At 42.2% G+C, this 21,502-nt stretch carries 21 protein-coding genes; 11 read left to right on the top strand and 10 right to left on the bottom strand.

The genetic code is table 11. The annotated features are described in order from the left end of the window. The first annotated feature begins 147 nt into the window (after positions 1-147). A complete protein-coding gene (locus BLW16_RS10935) occupies positions 148-603 on the top strand; it encodes a JAB domain-containing protein (protein ID WP_090556621.1) in 456 nt (151 codons plus the stop codon). 453 nt (positions 604-1,056) lie between these two features. Here the strand turns inward: BLW16_RS10935 and BLW16_RS10930 are convergent, their stop codons facing one another. From BLW16_RS10930 to BLW16_RS10915, 4 genes are all read right to left on the bottom strand, one after another. Next, positions 1,057-1,248: a helix-turn-helix domain-containing protein gene (locus tag BLW16_RS10930; RefSeq protein ID WP_449415903.1), complete on the bottom strand. Its 192-nt coding sequence runs from the start codon at positions 1,246-1,248 to the stop codon at positions 1,057-1,059. Between the two features lie 29 nt (positions 1,249-1,277). Beyond that, positions 1,278-1,895 carry a DUF2975 domain-containing protein gene (locus BLW16_RS10925; protein WP_090556619.1) on the bottom strand — a complete coding sequence of 206 codons (618 nt, stop codon included), beginning with the start codon at positions 1,893-1,895 and terminating at the stop codon, positions 1,278-1,280. A gap of 310 nt (positions 1,896-2,205) precedes the next feature. Then, a complete protein-coding gene (locus BLW16_RS10920; protein WP_090556618.1) occupies positions 2,206-3,078 on the bottom strand; it encodes a hypothetical protein in 873 nt (290 codons plus the stop codon). Positions 3,079-3,168: 90 nt separating this feature from the next. Further along, complete coding sequence (locus BLW16_RS10915) at positions 3,169-3,510, bottom strand: cupin domain-containing protein (protein ID WP_090556617.1); 342 nt, start codon at positions 3,508-3,510, stop codon at positions 3,169-3,171. 169 nt (positions 3,511-3,679) lie between these two features. Between BLW16_RS10915 and BLW16_RS10910 the strand changes: the two genes are divergently transcribed. The 9 genes from BLW16_RS10910 to BLW16_RS10870 all read left to right on the top strand — a co-directional run bounded on the left by BLW16_RS10910 (position 3,680) and on the right by BLW16_RS10870 (position 12,834). Then, a complete protein-coding gene (locus BLW16_RS10910) occupies positions 3,680-4,528 on the top strand; it encodes a glycoside hydrolase family 16 protein (RefSeq protein ID WP_090556616.1) in 849 nt (282 codons plus the stop codon). 373 nt (positions 4,529-4,901) lie between these two features. After that, positions 4,902-5,489 carry a hypothetical protein gene (locus tag BLW16_RS10905; protein WP_245735223.1) on the top strand — a complete coding sequence of 196 codons (588 nt, stop codon included), beginning with the start codon at positions 4,902-4,904 and terminating at the stop codon, positions 5,487-5,489. Then, the gene (locus BLW16_RS10900) at positions 5,490-6,341 is read left to right on the top strand and encodes an ABC transporter ATP-binding protein (RefSeq protein WP_090556615.1); all 852 of its coding nucleotides are present in this window, start codon (positions 5,490-5,492) and stop codon (positions 6,339-6,341) included. Beyond that, positions 6,341-7,171 carry an ABC transporter permease gene (locus BLW16_RS10895; protein ID WP_090556614.1) on the top strand — a complete coding sequence of 277 codons (831 nt, stop codon included), beginning with the start codon at positions 6,341-6,343 and terminating at the stop codon, positions 7,169-7,171. Before BLW16_RS10900 ends, BLW16_RS10895 begins: the two co-directional genes overlap by 1 nt. Continuing rightward, a complete protein-coding gene (locus BLW16_RS10890) occupies positions 7,168-7,818 on the top strand; it encodes a hypothetical protein (protein WP_090556613.1) in 651 nt (216 codons plus the stop codon). Before BLW16_RS10895 ends, BLW16_RS10890 begins: the two co-directional genes overlap by 4 nt. A 142-nt stretch (positions 7,819-7,960) precedes the next feature. Then, on the top strand, positions 7,961-10,432 hold the full coding sequence (locus BLW16_RS10885) for a YfhO family protein (RefSeq protein ID WP_090556612.1): 2,472 nt from the start codon (positions 7,961-7,963) through the stop codon (positions 10,430-10,432). Between the two features lie 132 nt (positions 10,433-10,564). After that, positions 10,565-10,999, top strand: coding sequence for a hypothetical protein (locus BLW16_RS10880; RefSeq protein WP_090556611.1), 435 nt, complete (start codon positions 10,565-10,567; stop codon positions 10,997-10,999). 88 nt (positions 11,000-11,087) lie between these two features. Continuing rightward, positions 11,088-11,612, top strand: coding sequence for a DUF2911 domain-containing protein (locus BLW16_RS10875; protein WP_090556610.1), 525 nt, complete (start codon positions 11,088-11,090; stop codon positions 11,610-11,612). 70 nt (positions 11,613-11,682) lie between these two features. Further along, positions 11,683-12,834, top strand: a complete 1,152-nt coding sequence (locus BLW16_RS10870) for a DUF3095 domain-containing protein (RefSeq protein WP_090556609.1) — start codon at positions 11,683-11,685, stop codon at positions 12,832-12,834. 3 nt (positions 12,835-12,837) lie between these two features. Here BLW16_RS10870 and BLW16_RS10865 read toward each other — a convergent pair whose 3' ends face one another. Both BLW16_RS10865 and BLW16_RS10860 read right to left on the bottom strand, forming a co-directional pair. Next, complete coding sequence (locus BLW16_RS10865) at positions 12,838-13,518, bottom strand: DUF6266 family protein (protein ID WP_090556608.1); 681 nt, start codon at positions 13,516-13,518, stop codon at positions 12,838-12,840. Positions 13,519-13,523: 5 nt separating this feature from the next. Continuing rightward, positions 13,524-14,171, bottom strand: coding sequence for a DUF6266 family protein (locus tag BLW16_RS10860; protein WP_139298307.1), 648 nt, complete (start codon positions 14,169-14,171; stop codon positions 13,524-13,526). A gap of 416 nt (positions 14,172-14,587) precedes the next feature. Between BLW16_RS10860 and BLW16_RS10855 the strand changes: the two genes are divergently transcribed. Then, a complete protein-coding gene (locus tag BLW16_RS10855; RefSeq protein ID WP_090556606.1) occupies positions 14,588-15,085 on the top strand; it encodes a GNAT family N-acetyltransferase in 498 nt (165 codons plus the stop codon). A 269-nt stretch (positions 15,086-15,354) separates the two neighbouring features. On the opposite strand, the gene BLW16_RS10850 is transcribed toward BLW16_RS10855, so the two are convergent. The 4 genes from BLW16_RS10850 to BLW16_RS10835 form a co-directional block, all read right to left on the bottom strand. Continuing rightward, positions 15,355-15,609: a Txe/YoeB family addiction module toxin gene (locus tag BLW16_RS10850; protein WP_090556605.1), complete on the bottom strand. Its 255-nt coding sequence runs from the start codon at positions 15,607-15,609 to the stop codon at positions 15,355-15,357. After that, positions 15,606-15,878: a type II toxin-antitoxin system Phd/YefM family antitoxin gene (locus BLW16_RS10845; RefSeq protein WP_245735222.1), complete on the bottom strand. Its 273-nt coding sequence runs from the start codon at positions 15,876-15,878 to the stop codon at positions 15,606-15,608. The genes BLW16_RS10850 and BLW16_RS10845 overlap by 4 nt, the downstream gene beginning before the upstream one ends. A gap of 489 nt (positions 15,879-16,367) precedes the next feature. Beyond that, the gene (locus tag BLW16_RS10840; protein ID WP_090556852.1) at positions 16,368-17,894 is read right to left on the bottom strand and encodes a RagB/SusD family nutrient uptake outer membrane protein; all 1,527 of its coding nucleotides are present in this window, start codon (positions 17,892-17,894) and stop codon (positions 16,368-16,370) included. Positions 17,895-17,925: 31 nt separating this feature from the next. Beyond that, positions 17,926-21,477 carry a SusC/RagA family TonB-linked outer membrane protein gene (locus BLW16_RS10835; protein WP_217631555.1) on the bottom strand — a complete coding sequence of 1,184 codons (3,552 nt, stop codon included), beginning with the start codon at positions 21,475-21,477 and terminating at the stop codon, positions 17,926-17,928. Positions 21,478-21,502 lie beyond the last annotated feature (25 nt).

The following is a 21,502-nucleotide window of genomic DNA, read 5'->3' as shown; positions in this document are numbered from 1 at the left end:
CCACGAAGGTAAGCTTGTCAACTCAAAACGTTTAAAGGAATTTCCGGCATAAACGCACACGGCAATCACACCGCCCATTTATTCCGTTCCTCCTTTACTTATTTGAGTTCAAAGCTTGGTTGAAGTACCATAATTAAATAAATCATTATGGTGCAAAACACATTATTCAAAGTGTCTGAAGTTGAAATTTTCTACAGACCAAATTACAAAGTAGCTGATAGACCTAAAATCAGTGGTTCTAAGGATGCTTATAACATTCTAATGGATCACTGGGACGATGGTAAATTGGAGTTCCTAGAAGAGTTTAAAATACTGTTATTGAACAGGAGAAACAGGGTTTTAGGTGTTGTAAACATTTCTTCGGGTGGGATAAGTGGCACCGTCGCAGATCCCAAAGTCATTTTTGCGATAGCTTTAAAAGCATGTGCCAGTGGGATCATATTAGCACATAACCATCCAAGTGGCGAAACTGACCCAAGTCAGGAAGATATTGCTGTTACCAAAAAATTAAGAGAAGCAGGTAAATTACTGGATCTCCAAATACTTGATCATCTAATAATCTCTAAGCATGGATATTATAGCTTTTGTGATGAAGGGATTTAAACAGAGCAAATTACTATATTACAATAATTAACAAATAATATATACAAGGTTAGATGACCTGTGAATTTCCTGTGACAAGAATAGAGAAGGATAAAATAAGGCTTTAAACAACCTTTGAGACGGATTACCGAGTGCCTGCCAGGCAAGCGCTCTAGCCAAAAGAGCTAATCCCCCGTGAGTAGCAATTTGTTTGCGCTTTGCAAATTTAAGTTGAAATAATCGGGACTTATAATCTTAATCGGGTATTTGGATGAATTACTTTCAATAGTTGATCATACATTCACATCACAATGATTCTTCACTTTTAAAACTCACACGCTTTTTCACACGGTTACAGTGTGAAAACAGAACCGCGTGAAAATCTTATGGGTTAACAAAAATAACCAGAATCAAGCAGAATAGCCAAGGCAATAAACGTTATAATAATCGCGACCTATAATTTCCAGGGGAGTATCAGGCGATTATGTCGTCTGGTTCATATGCAATTATATCACCCGGCTGACATTCTAAGACTTTACATATTAATTCTAGTGTGCTCAAACGTATAGCTTTGGCCTTCCCCTGCTTCAATATTGATAAATTTGATAAAGTGATTCCTACTTGCTCGGATAATGTATTCAACGACATCTTTCTTTTTGCCATCATAACATCCAGGTTAATTACAATTCCCATTACTATATTGTTAGTTGCTTTTCTTCTTCAAGAGAAAGACCAATTTGAAATATACCTGCAACAATAATCAATATAACTCCCATTAGCGCATAATTCACGTTAAAGGAATAACTGAGCTCCATGTGCCGCCATTTAATTTGAGAGTTTAAAATCGTATTGACAAGAACTACATATAGCCACTGCACCACTGAATAGGCAATTAATACTATAGCTATATTTCTGATTCTATAAATATTTAAGGTGTTAAATGGTAAATGCTTCTTAAAATTGGAGAAAATCATTTTTAATTGATAAGTAATAATGCTAATCAAGGCAAATATAAACCCATAACCAATCGCTAACAGTACTACATTAATAATATTTGCTTGAACCTGTAAGGACAAAATCCCATTAGTTGTATTAATGTGCCCACCAGGGAAGGTCTTATTGATACTTTGAACTGTCCCTATGGTGATTTCAGAGAAAGTGACGGGGAGTGGTAAAACACATTCACCTCTAATGTGAATAGAAATCCACATCATTATTATAAAAACGGCAGCAAAGGCCCATTCAATCCACCATACAAAATTAAGAATTATTGAGATAACTGCAGATAACGATTTGTTTCCTAGTATTTTCATGACTTTTATGTTATATACAATAATAATAAATATTTATTGATTATCAATAAATATTTATTATTTAACAAGTCCTATTGAATTATAATACTGGAACGTCTTTGGTTTATAAGTAAACATAGTTCAGTGATAATTTAAAAAAATAGTGCGGCCTATTCATTCTATCAATAGGCCTGTGGTATTATCAAATCTGTACCTTAGATAGATGAAGATTAACCTGAAGAACAAATGGCACCAGCCGATCGTATCAATTGAAGTATTGTATTGGCTGGGTGCCATCGTTACCATTATATTTTTTAGTTAAGCCTGAAGTTTACCAGTCCAGCTTCATGAAATTAACGTTATTAACCCTTGACGATGTCACGGCAATACCTTCTTTGTCGTTTCCGGTAAAAGCAAAACCTTCCAGCTCATCAGCCCTGTCAATCTCAACCACTTTGATCACTTCCTGCCTGCCGCTCGCTACAGATTTTTTGAAATCCAGATAGGTAAAGCGCCATTTTTTGCCTTCAGCCTGATTTTGTATCAATACAAGGATGCCCTTATCAGCTATCCAATGCAGGTTCTGAACCCAGGGTGTACAGGTGAATTTCTTAAATACCACACCTTTATCACTGGTTTTTGATACTTTGCTTAACTGCTCAGGATCATAAAGACGGACTTCATTCTGTATATCACCATAATCAGCCGTAGCTACATACCATTTCCCGGCATATTTTACATACTCGGGCCGCGTTCCCTGTATACAGGCGTCATCCTCTATGGTGCTGATCACATTACCGTCAAGTGTACCCGTTTTTAACAGGCCTTCCCAGTTTACCTGGTAAATTACAGCTTTCCATTGTGTGCCTTCTTTATTCATCCTTATCGAATTGCCAATAAATGCAGGTTTTCCGGGAATATAGGCAATACCTGTAGGATGGCTGATCAGGTCTTTCCCGTTCAGGGTCAGGAGGTATTCTTTATGCAGATCTACCAGGCTGTCTTTTCTCAGCTGATATTCCCTGACCATTCCAACCTCTCTGTCGCCATATAGAAAAACACGCCCTTTCTGAAACGATATGCCCTGGCAGGCCCCCAGTGAATCGATCGTTACTGCCTTACTCAGGCTCATGTTTAACGAAGAAGGAATATAGGCTACCAGTGCAACCGATAAAACGGACAGGGCGGAGATTATTTTTTTCATGAAGAATTGGAATGTATAGAACCGCAAAACACGCTATCCAAGATGAAAAAAACATTAAATTAATATTATCCCATAGTACACACTGATAAATTAAGAAACTTCTGTTCTGTCACCGTGTGATTTCGGTTCAGAAATAACCAGGAACCCCAGCTCTGCTGAGCCATGGTTAGAAATAAAATGTTTCGCACCCTTTGGCACATGAATACTTTCCCCGGCGTTTAAAATAAAGACCTCCCCATCCATTTCAAAAGTTGCCGTACCTGATAAGATATAGAACAGTTGTTGTGCCTGCCCATGGAAATGACGCTTTTCAAAAGCGCCCAATGGCATCTTCTCCTGAATAACACTTAAATTGTCTGTTTTTAACAGATGCCAGCCGTCACAGTTATCGCCCCATTTATAGTGTTCTGCATTTTTAATAGATTTTATCATCGTAACTTAAGTTTTCAGCGTCAAATAAAGTTACAACAAACTATCTAACAAACAGATATCACCAATATAGGGGATTAAAAACATCCAAATAAAACGGTTACTTTATTAAGATTCACATATAGAAAAACACATACCAAAGGTATTCCATAGCAATTAATCAAAAACCAATATGAAAAAACAATTTTTTACCCTGAAGACAGCGATTGCCTTTTTAATGTTTGCTGTAATTGCAACCTCCTGCAAAAAAAAAGAGGATGACTCCAATAACCTGCCGGAATCAGGCAAGAATGCACAGTCACTGCTCAGAAGAACAACCGGGAGCAAAGCTGCATTTGAACTCGTATGGTCTGACGAATTCGATGGAACTCAGTTAGACAGTACAAAATGGACCATTGTAACCGGAAATCAGCACGTTAACAATGAACTTCAGGCTTACTCGGCTGATGCAGTTCATCTCCGTTCAAACGGACTGGTCCTTACAGCCAGTAAAATTCCCCTTGACGGACAGCAATACACTTCCGGAAAAATTACTACCGCCGGAAAATTTTCTATCCTGAGAGGTCGTATTGAAGCACAGATAAGCAATGCGAATGGCCGTGGTTTAACTTCAGAACTAACGATGCAGGGAATAAATTTCCCAACAGTTGGCCTGCCACAAAGTGGTGAAATTGATATCATGCAACACAAAAACAATGATACGGTGATAAATGGTGGAATTCAATGGGATAACGGAGGGTTTGCTGTTAGCCGGAAAACTGCCACCAGCTATCCCGCTCAATTTGATATTTATGCAGTGGAATGGGATGAAAATGAAATCAGGTATTATGTGAACGATGTATTATACAATACCATTAATATTGCCAACGGCGTAAACGGTACGGACGAATTCATGAAGCCTTTCTTTATCAACATTGATCTGACAGTTGGCGGTAACTTTGCAGGAAATGACATTGCCCCTGCTCTTCCAAATAGCATGCAGATTGACAATATTAAAGTATATAAATTAATAAAGCCTTAATATTCTTACCAGAAATTATTTATCCTGCCGCTTCCTAAAACAGATAATCAGCAGTTCAGGCAGGGTTGAAGGCACAATGAAGCCCAGTGGAATTTTCCATTGGGCTTCATTATTTTTACTGAAACTGCCAAACCATCAGGCGCAGTATTTATCAGCAAATCAAAATGTCATAAATATTAAAAATATTCGTTTTAGCGAGTATAAAGCTACATTTTCAACAACTTTCCCTGGTAATCACTGCCAAATAGTTTAGAATTCAGGTTTATTTATAATATTAGTTTTTACAAGCTGATATTTGGCATTTCCAGACCTGTTTATGGGATGAATAGTGTATCTTAATAGCAGTTTTTACGTTAAACATGAGAATTAGTTGATGTCGCAAAGAAGTTATATGGTTGCTGATAGAAGTAGTGTGGATCATGAGAAGATACCTAAACAACCCGGTATAGCGGTGTCTTATTGGAACGTGGGCATCTTATTACATTTTTCTGTAATCCTGTTTGTTATGGAGTCTTGGTTTTACTGGACCAAATTAAAGAATGCCTATCTGGATGAGGCTGCCTTTTTCATGGTGTTTTGGCTGGGCTGCCTGCTGTTTGCCTTTACCCATATTTTCCTGGTGATCATGGATGCCTGGTCACGCTTCCAGAATTATAAAAGGATAAAAGACAACCTGTATATTCATGGCTTCAGTCCTAAAATTGCCGCTCCCTATATGGGATCGAAATGTCAGCGTACAGCTTTCCTCGTAGCCGCGAAAGAACTGGGTATGGAAAATGAGGTAATCAGTTACTATCAAAGAATTGGTATCAGATGGTATCATTTCATACCGAAATTTATGATCCAGGACCCCTTGTTCCTGTTCAGGAAGTCTTTTGTTTCCCGTACCTTTCTCGAGAAATATTACAAACCCAGGTTCAACTTCCGTGACCAGGGTGTCAATTATAAAATAGCTGAATAAATGCTTGCAGGAAATAATTTAAGTAAAAGCTATTCTTCCGGAAAAGCATTAAATGACGTGTCCATTCATATTTCCCCTGGACAAATTTGCGGACTGCTGGGAAGAAATGGTGCAGGAAAAACTACCCTGTTTAAGATCTTATGCGGACTGGTCAAACCCGATCATGGTGAGGTGACCATCAATTCAAAGCGGTCCAAACCGGTTGGAGGTATCATCGAAAGGCCCGGACTATATAATTTCCTGAATGCGTATGACAACATCAAAATCTTCGCAGGCATACAGGGAGCACCGGCAGATAAACTTTCAATCGAACAAACCCTCCTGAAGGTAGGCCTGCCCCTTGACCGTAAAGACCCCGTAAGCAACTTTTCCCTCGGGATGAAACAGCGGCTGGGAATAGCCATCGCACTGATCAATGATCCTGAATGCCTGGTACTGGATGAACCGTTCTCCGGGCTCGACCCGATAGGCGTGGCCTCTTTAATCACCTTAATCAGGAAGCTGGCGGAGGAAGAAAATATAGCCATTTTATTGTCCTCGCATATGATGGGCGAGATCAGCAAATGCTGCCATTTCCTCTATGTCATTGAAAAGGGAGAAATTGTGAATTCGGGCCCCACCAATGCGCTCATCAATGCCCACATTACCAGTTTCAGCATCACGGCATCAAACCTGACTGCTTCTGCAATTTTAAAAAATTATGAGGTAGAAATGGGCACCAATGATGCGAGAGTGACTTGTGAGGCCAGGGATATTCCCTCCTTACTAACCGAACTGCTCAAAGAAGGCATCCAGGTTACCGCCTGCACACCTGTGTTAACATTGGAACAACTAATCAAAAAGGCAATTTAATGAGATTACTGCTGTCAGCTGAACTTTTAAAGCTTGTAAAACAAAGCAAAACATACTACGCACTGGGGTCAATCATGGTGATTGAAACGTTAATTCTGATCACTGCCTATTTCCAGGGAAGTACCATTCTTGACCTCTTACTGGATAACCTCAAACAGTCGTTTTACTTCGAAGGAACACTGTTAAACGGCAACCTGATCATGTACATCGTACTAAACTCTTTGTGGTTCAATGTGCCTCTGATCCTGATGATCGTCACCTCGGGAATAGTAACGGATGAATATAAAGACGGCACCATGCAGACTGTCATGCTGCAGGCCGTTAAAAAGTGGAAATTTATCACGGCAAAATACATCATTGCTGTGTTGTTCACCATCCTCGTTATCGGCTTCATGATGTTAACCACCTTCATTTTAGCCTACGCTATCTTTGGAGGCGGTGACCTGGTAGTTTACCTCAATACACTAAACTTTTTTGAGGCTAAGGACGCTTTTCACCGGATATGCTGGGCCTTTGCTTCAGGCGCGGTAGCTATGGTCTTTTATTGTGTAGTTAGCCTTACGCTGGCCATTTTCATCAAGGAGGCAGCCAAAACCTGGATTGCCGCAGCGCTGTTCCTGATCATCACCACGCTGCTGTTAAAAGTAGACTTCGTTATCCCCGCGATCAACAGCTTCTTTTTTCCGAAGCTTATCGATACCTGGCAGCAGCTTTTCTATTACGAGCTGGACTGGACACAAATTCTGATCAATAACGCTTTACTTCTACTTTACACCCTTGCATTTGGAGCCGCAGGTACATATGTATTTCATAAAAAAGATATCGGATGATTAAGACCCTGTTTATATTTCTTTTATTTGCCACACAGCTTGCCAGCGCACAACAAGTCGACCAGGACCTGATGCGTATCAAAAAGCGAATGGACTCAGTGAAACAGTTCTCGGCATCCCTGATACTGGAGCTCGATGTTCCCTTTATAAAAATGCCCACAAAAACGGCCAAAATCAATTATGCCGTAGGGAAGAAAATGGTATTCTCATCAAAAGACTTTGTGATGCTGCCAAAACGGGGGCTCGATTTTTCATTATCTGAGATCTTCAGGTATCCGTTCATCACGGTAGACAGGGGAACGGAGAAACGCAACGGCAGATCATTAAAAGTGATCAACATTATTCCCACTACCAATCAGTCAGACCTGGCTTTGGCTACACTCTATATGGATACCAAAGCAGTCCGCATCGTACAGTCGGAAATTAACACCCGCAAGGAAGGTTCCTATACCCTGCTGATGAACTATGCGCAGCTAAAAGATATCCTGCCAAATAATGTGGAAGCCACCTTCGCCATCGAAAAACTAAAAATACCACTCAATTTCATGGGCAAGGGCACTACTATCGACCGGAAGAAAATGCGCAGTATGGAAACCAAAACGGGTAAGATCAAAATGCAGATCAATGACTATCTCATTAAGTATTAGTTGCTGTCATTGTAACAAATCGATAAAAAATCTGCGGGAAAAAAGATATTTTTTTTTAAAATAAGGATGGACCATGCCTGTAGTCCGGTCACTGAGCGTAAGGAGATATTTTACTATATTTATCAGAAATCATCTGCATTAAATGAACAATTGGTTAAAGCATAACAGCATTCACTTCCTTGTCGCAGCCCTTTTCCTGGCGATCTGTTTCTTTTATTTCAGTCCCGCCTTCAGCGGAAAAACCATAGGCCAGAATGATGTGACCCGGGCGCAGTCTACACAAACCGAAATTAATGCCTACAAAGAAAAAGGCAAAACCGTATTATGGACCAACCAGATCCATGGCGGAATGCCCGCTTTCCAGATCTGGGCACCCTACCCCAATAACCTGACTACCTGGATAGTAAAAGGGATCAGTGCAGTTTTCCCCAGCCCTGTTGGCACAGCATTCATTTTACTGATCGGGGCATACCTCCTGTTTTGCGTGCTCCATCTCCATCCATGGCTGGCAGCGGCAGGCGCTATCGCCTTTACTTTTTCCTGTTATAATATCATCTTACTCGCCGCCGGACATGCCAATCAGGCATTCGCGATCTCTTTTTTCGCTCCGGTAATCGCCGGCATCCTGCTGGTTTTACGGGGAAGGTACCTCATTGGTGCTACGTTAACGGCATTATTCCTGGCATTGGAGATCAGGGCGAACCACATACAGATGACCTACTATCTGCTGCTCATCATCCTGATCCTGGTAGGGATTGAACTGTATCATGCCAAAAAAACGGGTACCATCAAAATCTTTATCAGGTCAGCGTTATACCTGGCCGCAGCTACCGCGCTGGCTATAGCAGTAAATGCATCCAGCTTATGGAGCACCTACGAATATGGCAAAGAGACCATCAGGGGAAAATCTAACCTTACACAACAGGCAACAGAACCCGGTAACGGATTGCCAAGGGACTACGCCTACGAATGGAGCCAGGGAGTTGGTGAATGTATTACCTTTTTAATCCCGAACGCTTATGGCGGCAGCTCCAGGGGCTCAGTGGACAAAAACTCCAATGTAATCAAAGCGCTGACGGGAATGGGGGCCGATCCCAGCCAGTCAGCATATATATCACAAAGCGGATTGCCACTTTACTGGGGAGAAAAACCTTTTACTGAAGGGTCGTTCTACTTTGGAGCCAGCATCTGTTTCTTATTTATTTTCGGGCTTTTCATTATTAAAAGCCGGATAAAATGGTGGCTGCTGGCATCGGTGCTGCTCAGCATGTTTCTCTCCTTCGGGAAAAACTGGCCATACCTGTCAGATCTATTCTTTGATTATTTCCCGCTGTATAATAAATTCAGAGCCGTTGAATCTATCCTTGCCCTGGCAGGCTTGTGTTTTCCTATCCTCGCTTTACTGGCCATAAAAGAGACCATAACGAACAATGACAAGGCAGAACTCTTAAAAAAACTGAAATTATCTTTTTATATTACTGCCGGGATGTGCCTAGTTGTAGCTGTACTGCCCGGGCTATTTTTATCATTTAAGACGAATGAACATGAAGCATTTGTAGCACAGCTCACACAAGCCCTGAAGGTGGACCCGGCTACGACCAATTCCCTGGTCAACGCACTCATTGAAGACCGGACGGATCTGGCTAAATCAGATGCGCTGCGCTCTCTTATTTTCGTCACACTGGCATTTGTACTGATCTGGGCATCCCTCAAAAAGAAGATAAATACGCTGGCCCTTTCCCTCGGCTTCCTTGCACTGGTACTGACCGACCTGTGGGGTGTAGATAAACGTTACCTGAACAATACAAATTTCGTATCCAGACAGGAGGTTCAACCGCCTGCACTGCGCGATGTTGATGCATTTATTTTACGTGATAAAGATCCGGACTACCGCGTGATAGACCTGACAAAAAGCATTAAAAGCGATCAGGTGACGCCTTATTTTCACAAATCAATCGGGGGTTATTCTGCAGTAAGGCTAAAACGTTTTGAAGAGCTGATGGACAACCAGCTGATTAAAAGTGTGAACCCGGAAGTGCTGAACATGCTGAATACGAAGTATATTATTACCAGCGACACCAGCGAACAGCACCTCACAGTAAAAATAAATCCATACGCCTGCGGGCATGCCTGGTTTGTAAAAGACCTTAAATATGTAAAGGGTGCCGATGATGAAATGTTATCTCTAAATGATTTTAAAGCGGCAGCTACAGCAGTCATAGATCAGCGATATCAAAGTCTGATGAATCAATCACAACAAGGCGCGGCCGACCCTTCAGGTAAAATTAATTTGCTGAGCTATGCTCCTGACCGGCTCGTTTATGAAAGCCATTCAGAAAAAGATGCAGTAGCGGTTTTCTCGGAGATTTACTACGACAAAGGCTGGACAATGACAATAGACGGAACCGAAAAGCCCTATTTCAGGGCAGACTATCTCCTGCGCGCTGCACAAATTCCAGCCGGCCGGCATAAAATTGAGTTTAATTTTCACCCTGCCTCTTATTATACCGGTGAAAGTATTTCACTGGCTGGATCTGTGCTGCTCATCCTTGCCTTAGGTGGAACGGTTTATGCCCAGGTCCGTAAGAAGCGCAGCAGCCAGCCTACCCTTTAAACATTGTTAACATTTACAAAAATCTACACTGTGTAATCTGAAATTTTTACCAAATTTGCGGGACATTATACATCCTGTTAAATTACCCTGTTAGCAAGCTACTTATCAATTATTTAAATTAGATACCTTCAAATGAATTTCAATTCTACTACCATCATCACAGCGGTGGTGATCATTCTTGCTGTCCCTTACCTGATTATCGTACTGAGAAGAACATCCGGCTTTCCCTTTTTAAAAGCACTAAATCCTTTTTATACAAAGGAAATGCAGGAAGCCAATGAACTCAAAAAAAGCATCAGCCCTATTGTGGATGAAATTGAAACGCAGCGTGTTGCCAGATTCATTAAACACTGGTCGGACAAATTCGAAAATAACAGACTAACCGTTCAGGATGTTGAAAGCTTAAATGCAAAAATCGCTGAAGGGTCCGCTGATCAGGTGAATGGTATCCTGGCCGTACATCCCGAAGGCAGAAAGATGTTCAACCTCATCAATGAAGAGCTCAGGTTAAAAGCAGAAGCTTTGGTTTTAGCAGCAGAAACTGAGGAAACTACTGCCCTGGTTTAATATCACTCCATAACTTAGTATTGAAGTAAAATTTGAAATACTTGTGTTTTAACTTACTTTTATGCCAACTAAATAAAAACAACACGATATGGTCATCAAAAAATTAAACACAGGATTGCTGCTGGCATTCCTTTTAGTCTCTAATGTAATGTGTGCCCAGGGCAGCAAACCAAGCCCGGCTGCAACTGCAGAGGGTACAGTAAACGGCGCCAAAATTACGATCAAATATAGCAGCCCTGCTGTTAAAGGACGTAAAATCTGGGGCGGACTTGTTCCTTATGATGCGGTTTGGAGAGCCGGAGCAAACGAAGCCACTACATTCACAACTGACAAAAAGATCATGGTGGAGGGAAAAGCCCTGGCTGCCGGTTCTTACAGTATTTATGCTATTCCAGGCGCAAAAAGCTGGAAGATCATCTTCAATTCTGAAACAGGCCAGTGGGGTACCAGTCATGAGGGGGTAACTACACGTGTACCTGAGAAAGATGTGTTAGCTGTAACCGTTAGCCCTGTCAAAAGTAAGACAGCGGAAGAACACCTGAAATACACAGTAACACCGAAAGGTTTCGAACTGGTTTGGGAAAACCTGGCAGTTCCTGTTGCTATAAAATAATATGCATAAATACTGCCTGTGATCTTTACAGGCAGTATTTAATTCCAACCATTCAAGGTTTGCTCTGCCAATGTCAAATCCCAATGCCAGGTTTTATTCCGATTTACGTGAGAATCAGATTCCACTGCAGGAACTGCTTTCCAGGGACAGCCTTTTTCATAAGGTCCCTGACAACTGGCATGTGATCATTACCGATATCAGGAACTCAACATCTGCCGTTCAAAACGGGCTCCATCAAACAGTGAACCTGATTGCGACCGGAAGTATAGTAACCGTACTGAATATCACGTTCAGGGCAAACATCGTTATCCCCTTTTTCTTTGGCGGTGATGGCGCGACTTTTATTGTGCCCCCTACAATTATAGACAGCGCCATGAGTGCTTTATTGTTGTTCAGGGCAAATACATTGGAGAACTTTAACCTCGACCTTCGTGTAGGAACCATGCTTGTAAGCAGGATATACGAACAGGGACACGAGCTTAAGATCAGTAAGTTCAAAAGCTCTAAAACACTTTATATCCCCGTTGTACTGGGTACAGGATTGGGCTACGCCGAAAAGGTGATCAAAGGCGATGACTACCTGTTTCCGGACCGTGCATTGCAGCAGTCGGAACTTGACCTTACGGGAATGTCCTGCCGCTGGGATAAGATTGCCCCGCCGGAAAATCATAATGAGGTAGTAACGCTGCTGGCCGTAGCAGGCACCGGTACAAAACAATCCGATGCTTTCAGAAAAGTGATCATGCTGCTTGATCAGATCTACGGAACGCCCGAAAAAAGACAGCCCATTTCAATCTCAAAGCTGAAACTGAAAACTACATTCAACAGGATTGAACTGGAAATGCGCGCTACTTTAAACAATGGCAATTTCTTTAAGAAATTTTATGAATGGTTCACGCATATGTTAGGCCACCTCTACTTTAAAACGAGAAAGGGAAAGGATTACCTCAGCCGTTTGGTAAACATGTCCGATACACTCGTTATCGATGGCAGAATAAATACGGTCATCTCCGGAACGGATAAACAGCGGCTGCGCCTGCAGGAAAGTCTGGATGAACTGGAACAGCAGGGACTGATCAAATTCGGGCTGTATGTGAGTCCGGATTCTATCATGTCGTGTTACGTAAAGGATCTGCAGGACGAACATATCCATTTTGTAGACGGCTCTGAAGGCGGATATACCAACGCAGCCGGTGTATTAAAACAAAAGTTACGCGGGTAAAACCTATTGGCTTTCGGCATGAACCTGTTCCTTCTCTGGTATCTCAATGGAGCCGATATACCTGGTATTGGAAACAGCCCCGTTATCCGGGCTGCTAAAGAAAATCCAGGCCTGCAGTGTTTCTCCATAATAATTCATTGAAAAAACGCTGCTGAATTGAAGATCTTTGCGTGTAACGTATAACTTCCCGAGATCAACTAATCCGTGTCTTTTATTACTGTATAGCATGACATGGCATCCGTCGTTGCCGGTAACCTTAATTTTAGATGTTTCTGGTACTTCCCAGGTAACAAGAATTTCATGGTCTCCCCTCAGCACGATCTTCGCTGCCCATGCCATATCAAGGGCGCCCTGACTAAATACCGCCTTCCGGTAGTCTATTTCAAAATCCGGATATACTCCGGCAACAGCATGTTTCAGGTTATACTCAACAGCGGTTTGAAATCCCGGATTTTTACTTGTTTTTTTATCAAAGCCAATTTTGATGTGCTGCTTAAACGGAGATAAAAATTTCGTCACCAGTTTCAGCCTCAGGTTTTGCTCCAGGGGCTGCCGATCTTTTTTCTTCCTTCGCTTTCCGGGCGTACTTTTACCTACATCTGTGCCTCTCCATCTGGTCACAACAACGCCGCCTATCTGACCGGACATGGCTCCCGCAGGCCCTTTTTTTGTGATAATTGCCATAATCTTTAATCTTTATTCCAAATCAACTGCCCCAGGTAAACACTATTTGAAACCCGTCTTCTGTCCTCCGAAACATAACAGATATAGGTCTCAATCCGCATTTCTTCCGTAAATGAAGGCAGCGTGATATCCTGCTTCTCTTCGCCCCTTTTTGCTCCGCTCAGCTGATTGAAAGCCTGAAACGTTTCAGGAAAATAAGCTACACACATCACCTGGTCGTTTTGATCGGCCCCGTCAGCCTGCTGATCGGCATCCCAGGTAAACCTGATACGGCCATCACTCAACTGAACCTGCGGGTTTAAAGGAACCGGAATATCCCCAATCGCCAGAACTACTTTTTCAAAATCGATTTCAAGATCCGGATAAATACCTTTGATAGCTTGTTTTTTATTGATAGACGTAGCCTGCGTATACGCAGACCAGCTTCTCTTAGGCTTCGGACTGTATTTAAGTCCTATATTTATAAGCGCTTTGACGGGCTTCAGCAAAGCTGTAGTTAAGCCTGTCCGCATCTGATTTGCGTACTGGGCATCTGACCAGTGGTCAATAACACCTATACTCCTGGTGACCAGCTCACCATGCAGGAAATAGGAGACATAACCGCCTAACTTCCCAATATTCGTGCCCATGGGGCCATTTATTAGCTTTCCCATAATTTAATTATTGTTTTAATACTAAGCAACCCTATACAAGGTAATAATTAATTATTAAAGAAACAATACTAAAACTATAAAAGAACTATATTGAAATTATAGGTAGTAAGTAATTAATAAACAGATACTAAGCGCTTGAAAAGGCTATTTCTCTTAACGATATCTTATCAAAGCCTTAGCAACCCCTTATCAATGACTTATCACTTATAGTTCTAATATAGCTTTATACCAGGTTTAATATGCTTTCATCCATACGCAGGTAACACTATACTGACAACCAGCTATTGCACACCTAAAATCCTCCGGCAACAACGCCGGGGCCAAGGCCGGTCCGGCATCTTTATCTTCAAATAATTTTCATTTTTGGTTTTGATTTTAATACCCTAAACAATAGCTTTGAAGCCTCACTACAAAACATGCTTCAATACAGAGACGCAACACGATCAGACTTAAATAAAATAGTTGAAATTTATAATTCCACAGTGGCATCAAGAATGGTCACTGCTGACACCGATCCGGTAACTACTGAAAGCCGGATCAAATGGTTTGATGATCACTCCGCTGAAAGGTATCCCCTTTGGATCATTGAGGACAAAGACCATCAGGTAGCAGGCTGGCTAAGCTTCCAGGCATTCTATGGCAGGCCCGCCTATGCAGCAACTGCAGAAATCAGCATCTATCTCGATGAAAAATACAGAGGCAAGGGATACGGAAAAGCAGTCCTGGCTTATGCAATAGCTCAGGCTCCCGCGCTCGGCATCAAAACACTGCTGGGCTTCATCTTTGCACACAATGATGCCAGTATCAAACTGTTCAGATATTTTGGTTTTGAAGACTGGGCCACACTGCCTGATATTGCCGTATTGGACGAACAGGAAAGAAGCCTCAAGATACTCGGCAAACGCGTCGCATAACTTCCTTGTAATAAAGCATAAAAAATACCTGACTTTAACTATTTTAGGGCGTACAAATATAAGTCTGATGGAACGCCTCTCTCAATCATTCGCTGATAAACTTCCTGTCGCCTCCGCCATTCACCGGGCAGCTACGCACAGGATTCATAAAAAATGTCTCTTGTTCATATTTCCCGTATCACCAAGAGCTATCAATAAATGACTAAAGTTATAAATGCATACTGCTGCGGGCAATGCATAACATTTGCAGTTGTTTTTGTTTTTCCGTTTTAGTAATGATACCGGCTTTGTAATACCACAACTGAATCCCTGTCAATTGTATATACAAGACGGTGTTCAAGATTTATCCTTCGCGACCAGCAATCATCCAGGTTGTATTTCAACGGTTCAGGTTTGCCTGCGCCTTCGAATGGAGTTCTTTCAATTTCCTTCAGCAAAGAATTGATTTTCTTCAGAATTGATTTATCCATTTTCTGCCAGTACAAATAGTCTTCCCATGCCTGATCAGAAAAGATGAACTTCATTCCTCTATCAATGTTCTTTCTCCGCCTTTCCCTTTTTGATGATTCTCAATCGCATCCAGCAATCTCGCAGCATTTTTAGGGCTTTTCAGTAAATAAAAAGTCTCTTGCATACTGTCATAATCAGCTTTTGAAATCACCACTACATCTTCGCCGTTTGAACGGGTAACAAATAATGGTGAGCGGCTTGCTAAAACTTTATCCAGAAATGACTTTAAGTGCTGCCTGAAAGCAGTGTACGTAGTAATTTCCATGTTTAATACATTTCTCATAAAGATAAAATTAAGGTTTGACATGTACAAGTTTCTGTACACTAAAATCTATTAATTCACCAAATATAATCAACATTAATTAATTAGCAAGTATTTATTTCTTTAAATAACATTAAAACTCATTTGAGTTACAATCTGGTTAAAGTTGATGCGGCAGGGTTTTCAGCAAGATAAGGTTTGATCAGGATGTTTCCGCCGCTTCCCTGACAGCCTACGCCTTCAAACCTGTTGTGTGTAAACCCAGGGAACAGCTTTGCTCCATACGCATATCCTGCATGCAGCTGGGGATAGGTTTGCGGCCCCGATACTCAGCATGCTGAATGGGTAGGCTGACCGGCAGGGCTTTGTGCGGCTAAAGTAAGGGGCAACAGGAACAGGATTAGAAAGAGATACTTCATGATGTGGGAAATAATGGGAATATTGGGCGAATATTATAAAATAAAAGGAGAAGAACACATGTTTCTTCTCCTTTTAAACCGGCTGGTGGGATTAATAACCAGGGTTTTGGTACATTCTAACAGGATCCAGTTTAGTTTCATCTAGTGGAATAGGATAATACCTGTCTTTTGTACTGAAGTTAGCCAGTTTGGCAATGCCAAATGTTGCCTGTGATTTGGCTTTAAAATAAGCCACCAGTTCAGTCGTAGTGAAAGTTCTGATCAGGTCAAACCAGCGGATGTGCTCAAATGCCAGCTCTACCCTGCGCTCGTGCAGTATCGCTAGTTTCAGTGTAGGGAATTTAGCGCTATAAGCAGGATCTGCACTTGCCACTGCGTATAAAGGAACACCAGCCCTTGCACGTACCATATCCAGGTACTGGATAGCAGCAGCTGTATTTCCCTGGTTTAAGTTACACTCTGCCAGTAATAAGATGATATCGGCGTAACGCATCAGCGGTGTATTGTTTCCACCGTAACCGTTTGTAGTTGCCTCAGCACTTGCATCCCGGTATTTGGTTACAAAATAGTCCAGAACAGATGGTGCCGCAGCGTATTTCACAGAGAAAGTTTTACGCGGATCGGCAGCTTCATACTCATCTACCAGGTCTCTTGTTACGTTTCCACCTGAACTTAAACCAGCTTTACGGGAGTTGATAGTTTCACCCAAAGCCTGATTGTTAGCGGCAATACTTGAGCTATAGGTTAAATTACCCTGAATATTTACAACTTCGAAAATTACTTCATTATTTACCGCTGTTTTCCTGGCCACATCAAATACATCTGGATATGGAATAGTTGACAGGGTAGTGAAAGGACGCATGTTGTAGCAGGCTGTCAGGTAGGTATTGGCATTGGCAAGGTTCTCAGCTTTGCCATCTGTTAAAGTAGAAGCCATGGTTAAATAAACCTGTCCGAGTAAACCGTTAATCGCAGCTTTACCCACGCGGCCGGCATTACCACCGGTTTGCAGGTTCGGAAGGTCACCGGTCAGTCCGTCTTTCAGATCGGCCACAATCTGTGCATACACAGCTGCTTCCGGTTGTCTGTACGTATTTGCTGTCACTTCTTCAGTAGTAGTTAAAGGAACGGTCACCACTGGCACCGGCCCCCATTTTCTAACCAGCTGAAAGTACATCAGGGCCCTGATGAATTTAGCCTGTGCCAGGTATTGCCCTTTGGTAGAGGCACTGGCGAAGGTAACTTTATCAATATAAGCAGTAACAGTATTACATCTGGTAATTGCCTGGTACAAGTTCAGCCAGTGCGTTTTCAGAAACGTATTTCCCGGCAGGATACTGAAGTCTCCAAACTGGAAGGGCTCACCCGCATTGGACTGGGAATCGTTTCTGCCGGTATCATCAGAACGTTCATCTGTGTATAATCCGCTGGTTTCGCCGATATTATCGCCCGATCTCAAAGCCTGGTATGCACCGTTTACCGCCAGCAGTACGTCGGTTTCAGTTTTAAAGGATTCCGGCAGGGGAATCGCATTAGGGTCAGTCTGCTCAATAAAGCTTTTCTTGCAGGATGTGAATGACATCAATGCTACAAGAAATAGGATTGTATATTTTTTCATTTTCATTATAATATATTTTTTAGATAGATGATTAAAAAGTTACTTTAATACCTAAACTGAAAGTTCTTGCCAAAGGATAATTTCCATAATCAACACCCGGTGCCAGATTTGCTGTACTGGTACCTGTTGCAGTATTGGTTGCATTGATGTTGTAATCTACATCAGGATTGTACCCTTTATATTTGGTCAGTGTGAATGCATTATCTACTGAACCGTAAACCCTGATATTCTGAACTTTTAAACGCTCAGTCAGGCTTTTGGGGATGTTATAACCCAATGTTGCATTGGTCAGTCTCAGGTAAGACCCATCCTGCAGATAGAAAGAAGAAAGCCTGGTACTGTTACTTTGCGTTCCGCCACGTGACGGACGGTAGTTTAAGCCACTTCCGGGCTGTGCTTCAGAAATATATCTGTCAGCAACCTCTGCATACTGGTTACCTGAACCTTCAAAGTTATACAGGTAATAATCCTGTCCGTCCAGCACTTTGTTACCATAAGAACCATTGAATGAAGTACGTAAGTCGAATGCCTTGTAGGTAAATGACAGCGCAAATCCATAAGTGAATTTCGCATAAGGACTGCCGATCACCTGTTTATCCTGTTCGTTTACGATACCGTCTTTGTTTAAATCTTCAAAATAAAGGTCGCCTATTTTTGCAGGGTTGGTTGAAGCAGATGATTGTGCTTCTTTACCTACGTTATCAGCTGTTAAACGTCCCAGTACTTTATAACCATAAAACATCCCGATTGACTGTCCTTCCGCAGTGATGTGTGTTAAGTAAGAACGTTCGGCACCTGTAGTATAAATGGTACTGGCACCACCTAAGTCGAGCACTTTATTTTTATTGAAGGAGATATTACCGCTTGCACCAAAGGTGAAATCCCTGCCTCTGATCACAGTTCCGTCGATCTGGAAATCAAGGCCTTTGTTCTGAACCTTACTGTCGCTTAGGTTAGTCAGGATACTCGGGTAACCTGAAACTGCAGAAATTGGCTGAAGGAACAACAGGTTATAAGAACGGCTCAGGTAATAGTTAACCGAGAACGACAAACGGTTTTTCAATACGGAGATATCCGTTCCAAGGTTATACTGCGAGGTAGATTCCCATCCGATATTCGCATCTTTGATCACATTTGGAGAAACTCCTGAAGAAACGGTTCCTGAACCAAACACCACACCCGTTGCCGGACCCTGTGTTTGTATAGAGTTGTAGTTACCGATGTTGTTATTCCCGCTTAATCCCCATGAGGCACGGAGTTTAACAGATGACTGCTGACCAAGGAAATCATTGTACCAGTCTTCCTGCGATAATGTCCAGCCGGCAGCTACCGAAGGGAAGGTTCCGTATTTGTTTAAAGATCCAAACCTCGATGAACCATCTTTACGCAGTGATCCTGTCAGGAAATACTTGCTGTTGTAGTTATAACTGAAACGTCCGAAGTAAGAAAGCAAAGTATATTTTTGCTTGTAAGCCTGGGTCAAAGTTAAAAACGCAGGATCGGCACCTTTACCTGTGATCTCGGTAACGTTATCATTTGTAAAACCTTTCGCAGTTAAATAGGTGAAGTCGTTGCTGTTTTCCTGTGCAGAATAACCACCCAGTACATCAAAATGATGTTTACCGATGGTTTTATCATAATTCAGCGTAAACTCAGCCAGTTTATCTGTTTGGGTAAGGTTTTGCGCCCTGGCATTTGCATTTGCAATAGATTGTGGAGAATATGGCGGATTGCTTCCTCCGGCACTTAAGCTGGTTGGCAGGTAATAATCATATTTCTCAGTATATACTTGTGTACCCAGATTGGCTTTAAAGGTCAGGCCTTCTAAAATATCATAAGTGGCATAAGCATTATAAGTATTTCTATAACCCAGTCTGGTGATCTTGGTTTGTTCTGCCTGTGCAATCGGGTTTTCGATACCCTGGTAACCAAACTGGTTAGCCAATGCATTCTGCGCATATTGGATAGGTACACCATTGGCGTCCCGGGCAGCAAAATATGGAATATAAAGCAAGGCAGACATCATCGGACTGAAACGGCCTTCTTCTACTTCACGTCCGTTGGTTTGTGTATAAGAGATATTTGCACCAACTTTCATGCGTTTGTTCACATTCGCTTCGATATTAGACCTGAAATTCACCGTCTTTATGGAAGTTGCAGTAACAATACCATCCTGGTCCTGGTAACCGCCGCTCACAAAATATTTGATGTCTTTGGCACCGCCTGAAAAGGAAAGGTTATGGCGCTGGAAGAATGCATTTCTGTACAGTTCATCCTGCCAGTCTGTATTCGTAGTTGGCGTGATCAGCGATTGTGTTCCGAAATTATAAATAGCGGGGTCAATACTTACCGAACCACTGTTACCCACAAGGGCAACCCTGGTTGCATTGGGATCAGAATACATGGCATCTGTCCATGGTTTACCCGAGTTCACTACCAGATCCTTGTACGCGTTATTGTGTGAATTGATAGATAGTTCTGCAAACTGGGTAGCATTTAACAGTTTGATCTTTTTGGCAAGCTGGGAAACGCCCACCTGAACATCATATTCAAATCTGCCCCTGCCATCTTTTCCTTTTTTTGTAGTGATCAGCACCACACCGCCCGCAGCTCTTGAACCGTAGATCGCAGCTGATGCCGCATCTTTAAGGATGTCGATCGTTTCAATATCTTCAGGATTAACAAAGATGTTATTTCCTGCAGGGTATCCGTCGATCACGTATAAAGGGTCTGAACTCGCATTCAGCGATCCGATACCACGTACACGTATTTTTGTACTTGCATACGGGGCGCCGCTGGTTTGGGAAACCTGTACACCGGCTACTTTACCTACCAGTGCCTGGCCAATGGTTGGAGCTGATAAATTCAGTTCCGAAGCTTTTACGCTGCTGATCGCTCCTGTAACATCAGATCTTCTGACCTTCTGGTAACCGATAGCCACCACTTCCTGAAGAGAGTTACTTGATTCCTTCATCCGTATGGTCAGTACCTTTTGGTTATCGATCTGCACATCCTGCCTGTCATAACCTACGTAGTTAAAACTCAGCTTGGCACCTGAAGTAGCATTGATTGCAAATTTACCATTCAAATCAGTACCCACTTTTCTGCCTGAAGCAAGGTCAACAACTGTTACACCAGGAAGCGGGAGACCGTTCATGTCAGTTACCGTACCGCTTACAGGAACATCCACTGCCGGTTGAGTACTTTTGACAGGAGCAACGGGGGACTGAACCTGTTTCTCTACCCTGATCAGCACATGATGATCATCTACCTGGGTAACATTGCCTTTATAATCTTTCAGAAGGTCCCTGAGTATGGAATATACCGACTTGTTCTCAACCGTTAAAGAAACTCTTTTTCTGGCATCAATTACATTGTCATACCCGATAAGGAAATTTGATTTTTTCTCGATCAGCTTGAAGACCTCTTTTAAAGTCAGGTTTTTTGCCCTGAAGGAGACATTGGTATTGTTCATCGTCTGGGCTTCTGCGGCAGCTGCCGGCAGGCTGAACTGGATGAAGAGGATGACGGCTAAAAATAGTTTAGCACACCGGGAAAAAGGGATTAGATAAAATTTTCGCATTTTTTTGATTTGAGGGTACAATGTG

It is taken from the genome of Pedobacter hartonius (genome assembly GCF_900107535.1).
GTDB lineage: Bacteria > Bacteroidota > Bacteroidia > Sphingobacteriales > Sphingobacteriaceae > Pedobacter > Pedobacter hartonius.
This window is presented reverse-complemented; position numbering and strand designations above follow the sequence as displayed.

What these genes read in the sequence shown, in the direction of transcription:
- BLW16_RS10850 (WP_090556605.1), bottom strand. Translation starts at nt 15,609, where the DNA reads ATGAAGTTCATCTTTTCTGATCAGGCATGGGAAGACTATTTGTACTGG.
- BLW16_RS10835 (WP_217631555.1), bottom strand. Translation starts at nt 21,477, where the DNA reads ATGCGAAAATTTTATCTAATCCCTTTTTCCCGGTGTGCTAAACTATTT.
- BLW16_RS10855 (WP_090556606.1), top strand. Translation starts at nt 14,588, where the DNA reads ATGCTTCAATACAGAGACGCAACACGATCAGACTTAAATAAAATAGTT.
- BLW16_RS10875 (WP_090556610.1), top strand. Translation starts at nt 11,088, where the DNA reads ATGGTCATCAAAAAATTAAACACAGGATTGCTGCTGGCATTCCTTTTA.
- BLW16_RS10900 (WP_090556615.1), top strand. Translation starts at nt 5,490, where the DNA reads ATGCTTGCAGGAAATAATTTAAGTAAAAGCTATTCTTCCGGAAAAGCA.
- BLW16_RS10890 (WP_090556613.1), top strand. Translation starts at nt 7,168, where the DNA reads ATGATTAAGACCCTGTTTATATTTCTTTTATTTGCCACACAGCTTGCC.
- BLW16_RS10935 (WP_090556621.1), top strand. Translation starts at nt 148, where the DNA reads ATGGTGCAAAACACATTATTCAAAGTGTCTGAAGTTGAAATTTTCTAC.
- BLW16_RS10880 (WP_090556611.1), top strand. Translation starts at nt 10,565, where the DNA reads ATGAATTTCAATTCTACTACCATCATCACAGCGGTGGTGATCATTCTT.
- BLW16_RS10905 (WP_245735223.1), top strand. Translation starts at nt 4,902, where the DNA reads ATGTCGCAAAGAAGTTATATGGTTGCTGATAGAAGTAGTGTGGATCAT.
- BLW16_RS10860 (WP_139298307.1), bottom strand. Translation starts at nt 14,171, where the DNA reads ATGGGAAAGCTAATAAATGGCCCCATGGGCACGAATATTGGGAAGTTA.
- BLW16_RS10925 (WP_090556619.1), bottom strand. Translation starts at nt 1,895, where the DNA reads ATGAAAATACTAGGAAACAAATCGTTATCTGCAGTTATCTCAATAATT.
- BLW16_RS10895 (WP_090556614.1), top strand. Translation starts at nt 6,341, where the DNA reads ATGAGATTACTGCTGTCAGCTGAACTTTTAAAGCTTGTAAAACAAAGC.
- BLW16_RS10920 (WP_090556618.1), bottom strand. Translation starts at nt 3,078, where the DNA reads ATGAAAAAAATAATCTCCGCCCTGTCCGTTTTATCGGTTGCACTGGTA.
- BLW16_RS10915 (WP_090556617.1), bottom strand. Translation starts at nt 3,510, where the DNA reads ATGATAAAATCTATTAAAAATGCAGAACACTATAAATGGGGCGATAAC.
- BLW16_RS10865 (WP_090556608.1), bottom strand. Translation starts at nt 13,518, where the DNA reads ATGGCAATTATCACAAAAAAAGGGCCTGCGGGAGCCATGTCCGGTCAG.
- BLW16_RS10885 (WP_090556612.1), top strand. Translation starts at nt 7,961, where the DNA reads ATGAACAATTGGTTAAAGCATAACAGCATTCACTTCCTTGTCGCAGCC.
- BLW16_RS10910 (WP_090556616.1), top strand. Translation starts at nt 3,680, where the DNA reads ATGAAAAAACAATTTTTTACCCTGAAGACAGCGATTGCCTTTTTAATG.
- BLW16_RS10930 (WP_449415903.1), bottom strand. Translation starts at nt 1,248, where the DNA reads ATGATGGCAAAAAGAAAGATGTCGTTGAATACATTATCCGAGCAAGTA.
- BLW16_RS10840 (WP_090556852.1), bottom strand. Translation starts at nt 17,894, where the DNA reads ATGAAAAAATATACAATCCTATTTCTTGTAGCATTGATGTCATTCACA.
- BLW16_RS10845 (WP_245735222.1), bottom strand. Translation starts at nt 15,878, where the DNA reads ATGAGAAATGTATTAAACATGGAAATTACTACGTACACTGCTTTCAGG.
- BLW16_RS10870 (WP_090556609.1), top strand. Translation starts at nt 11,683, where the DNA reads ATGTCAAATCCCAATGCCAGGTTTTATTCCGATTTACGTGAGAATCAG.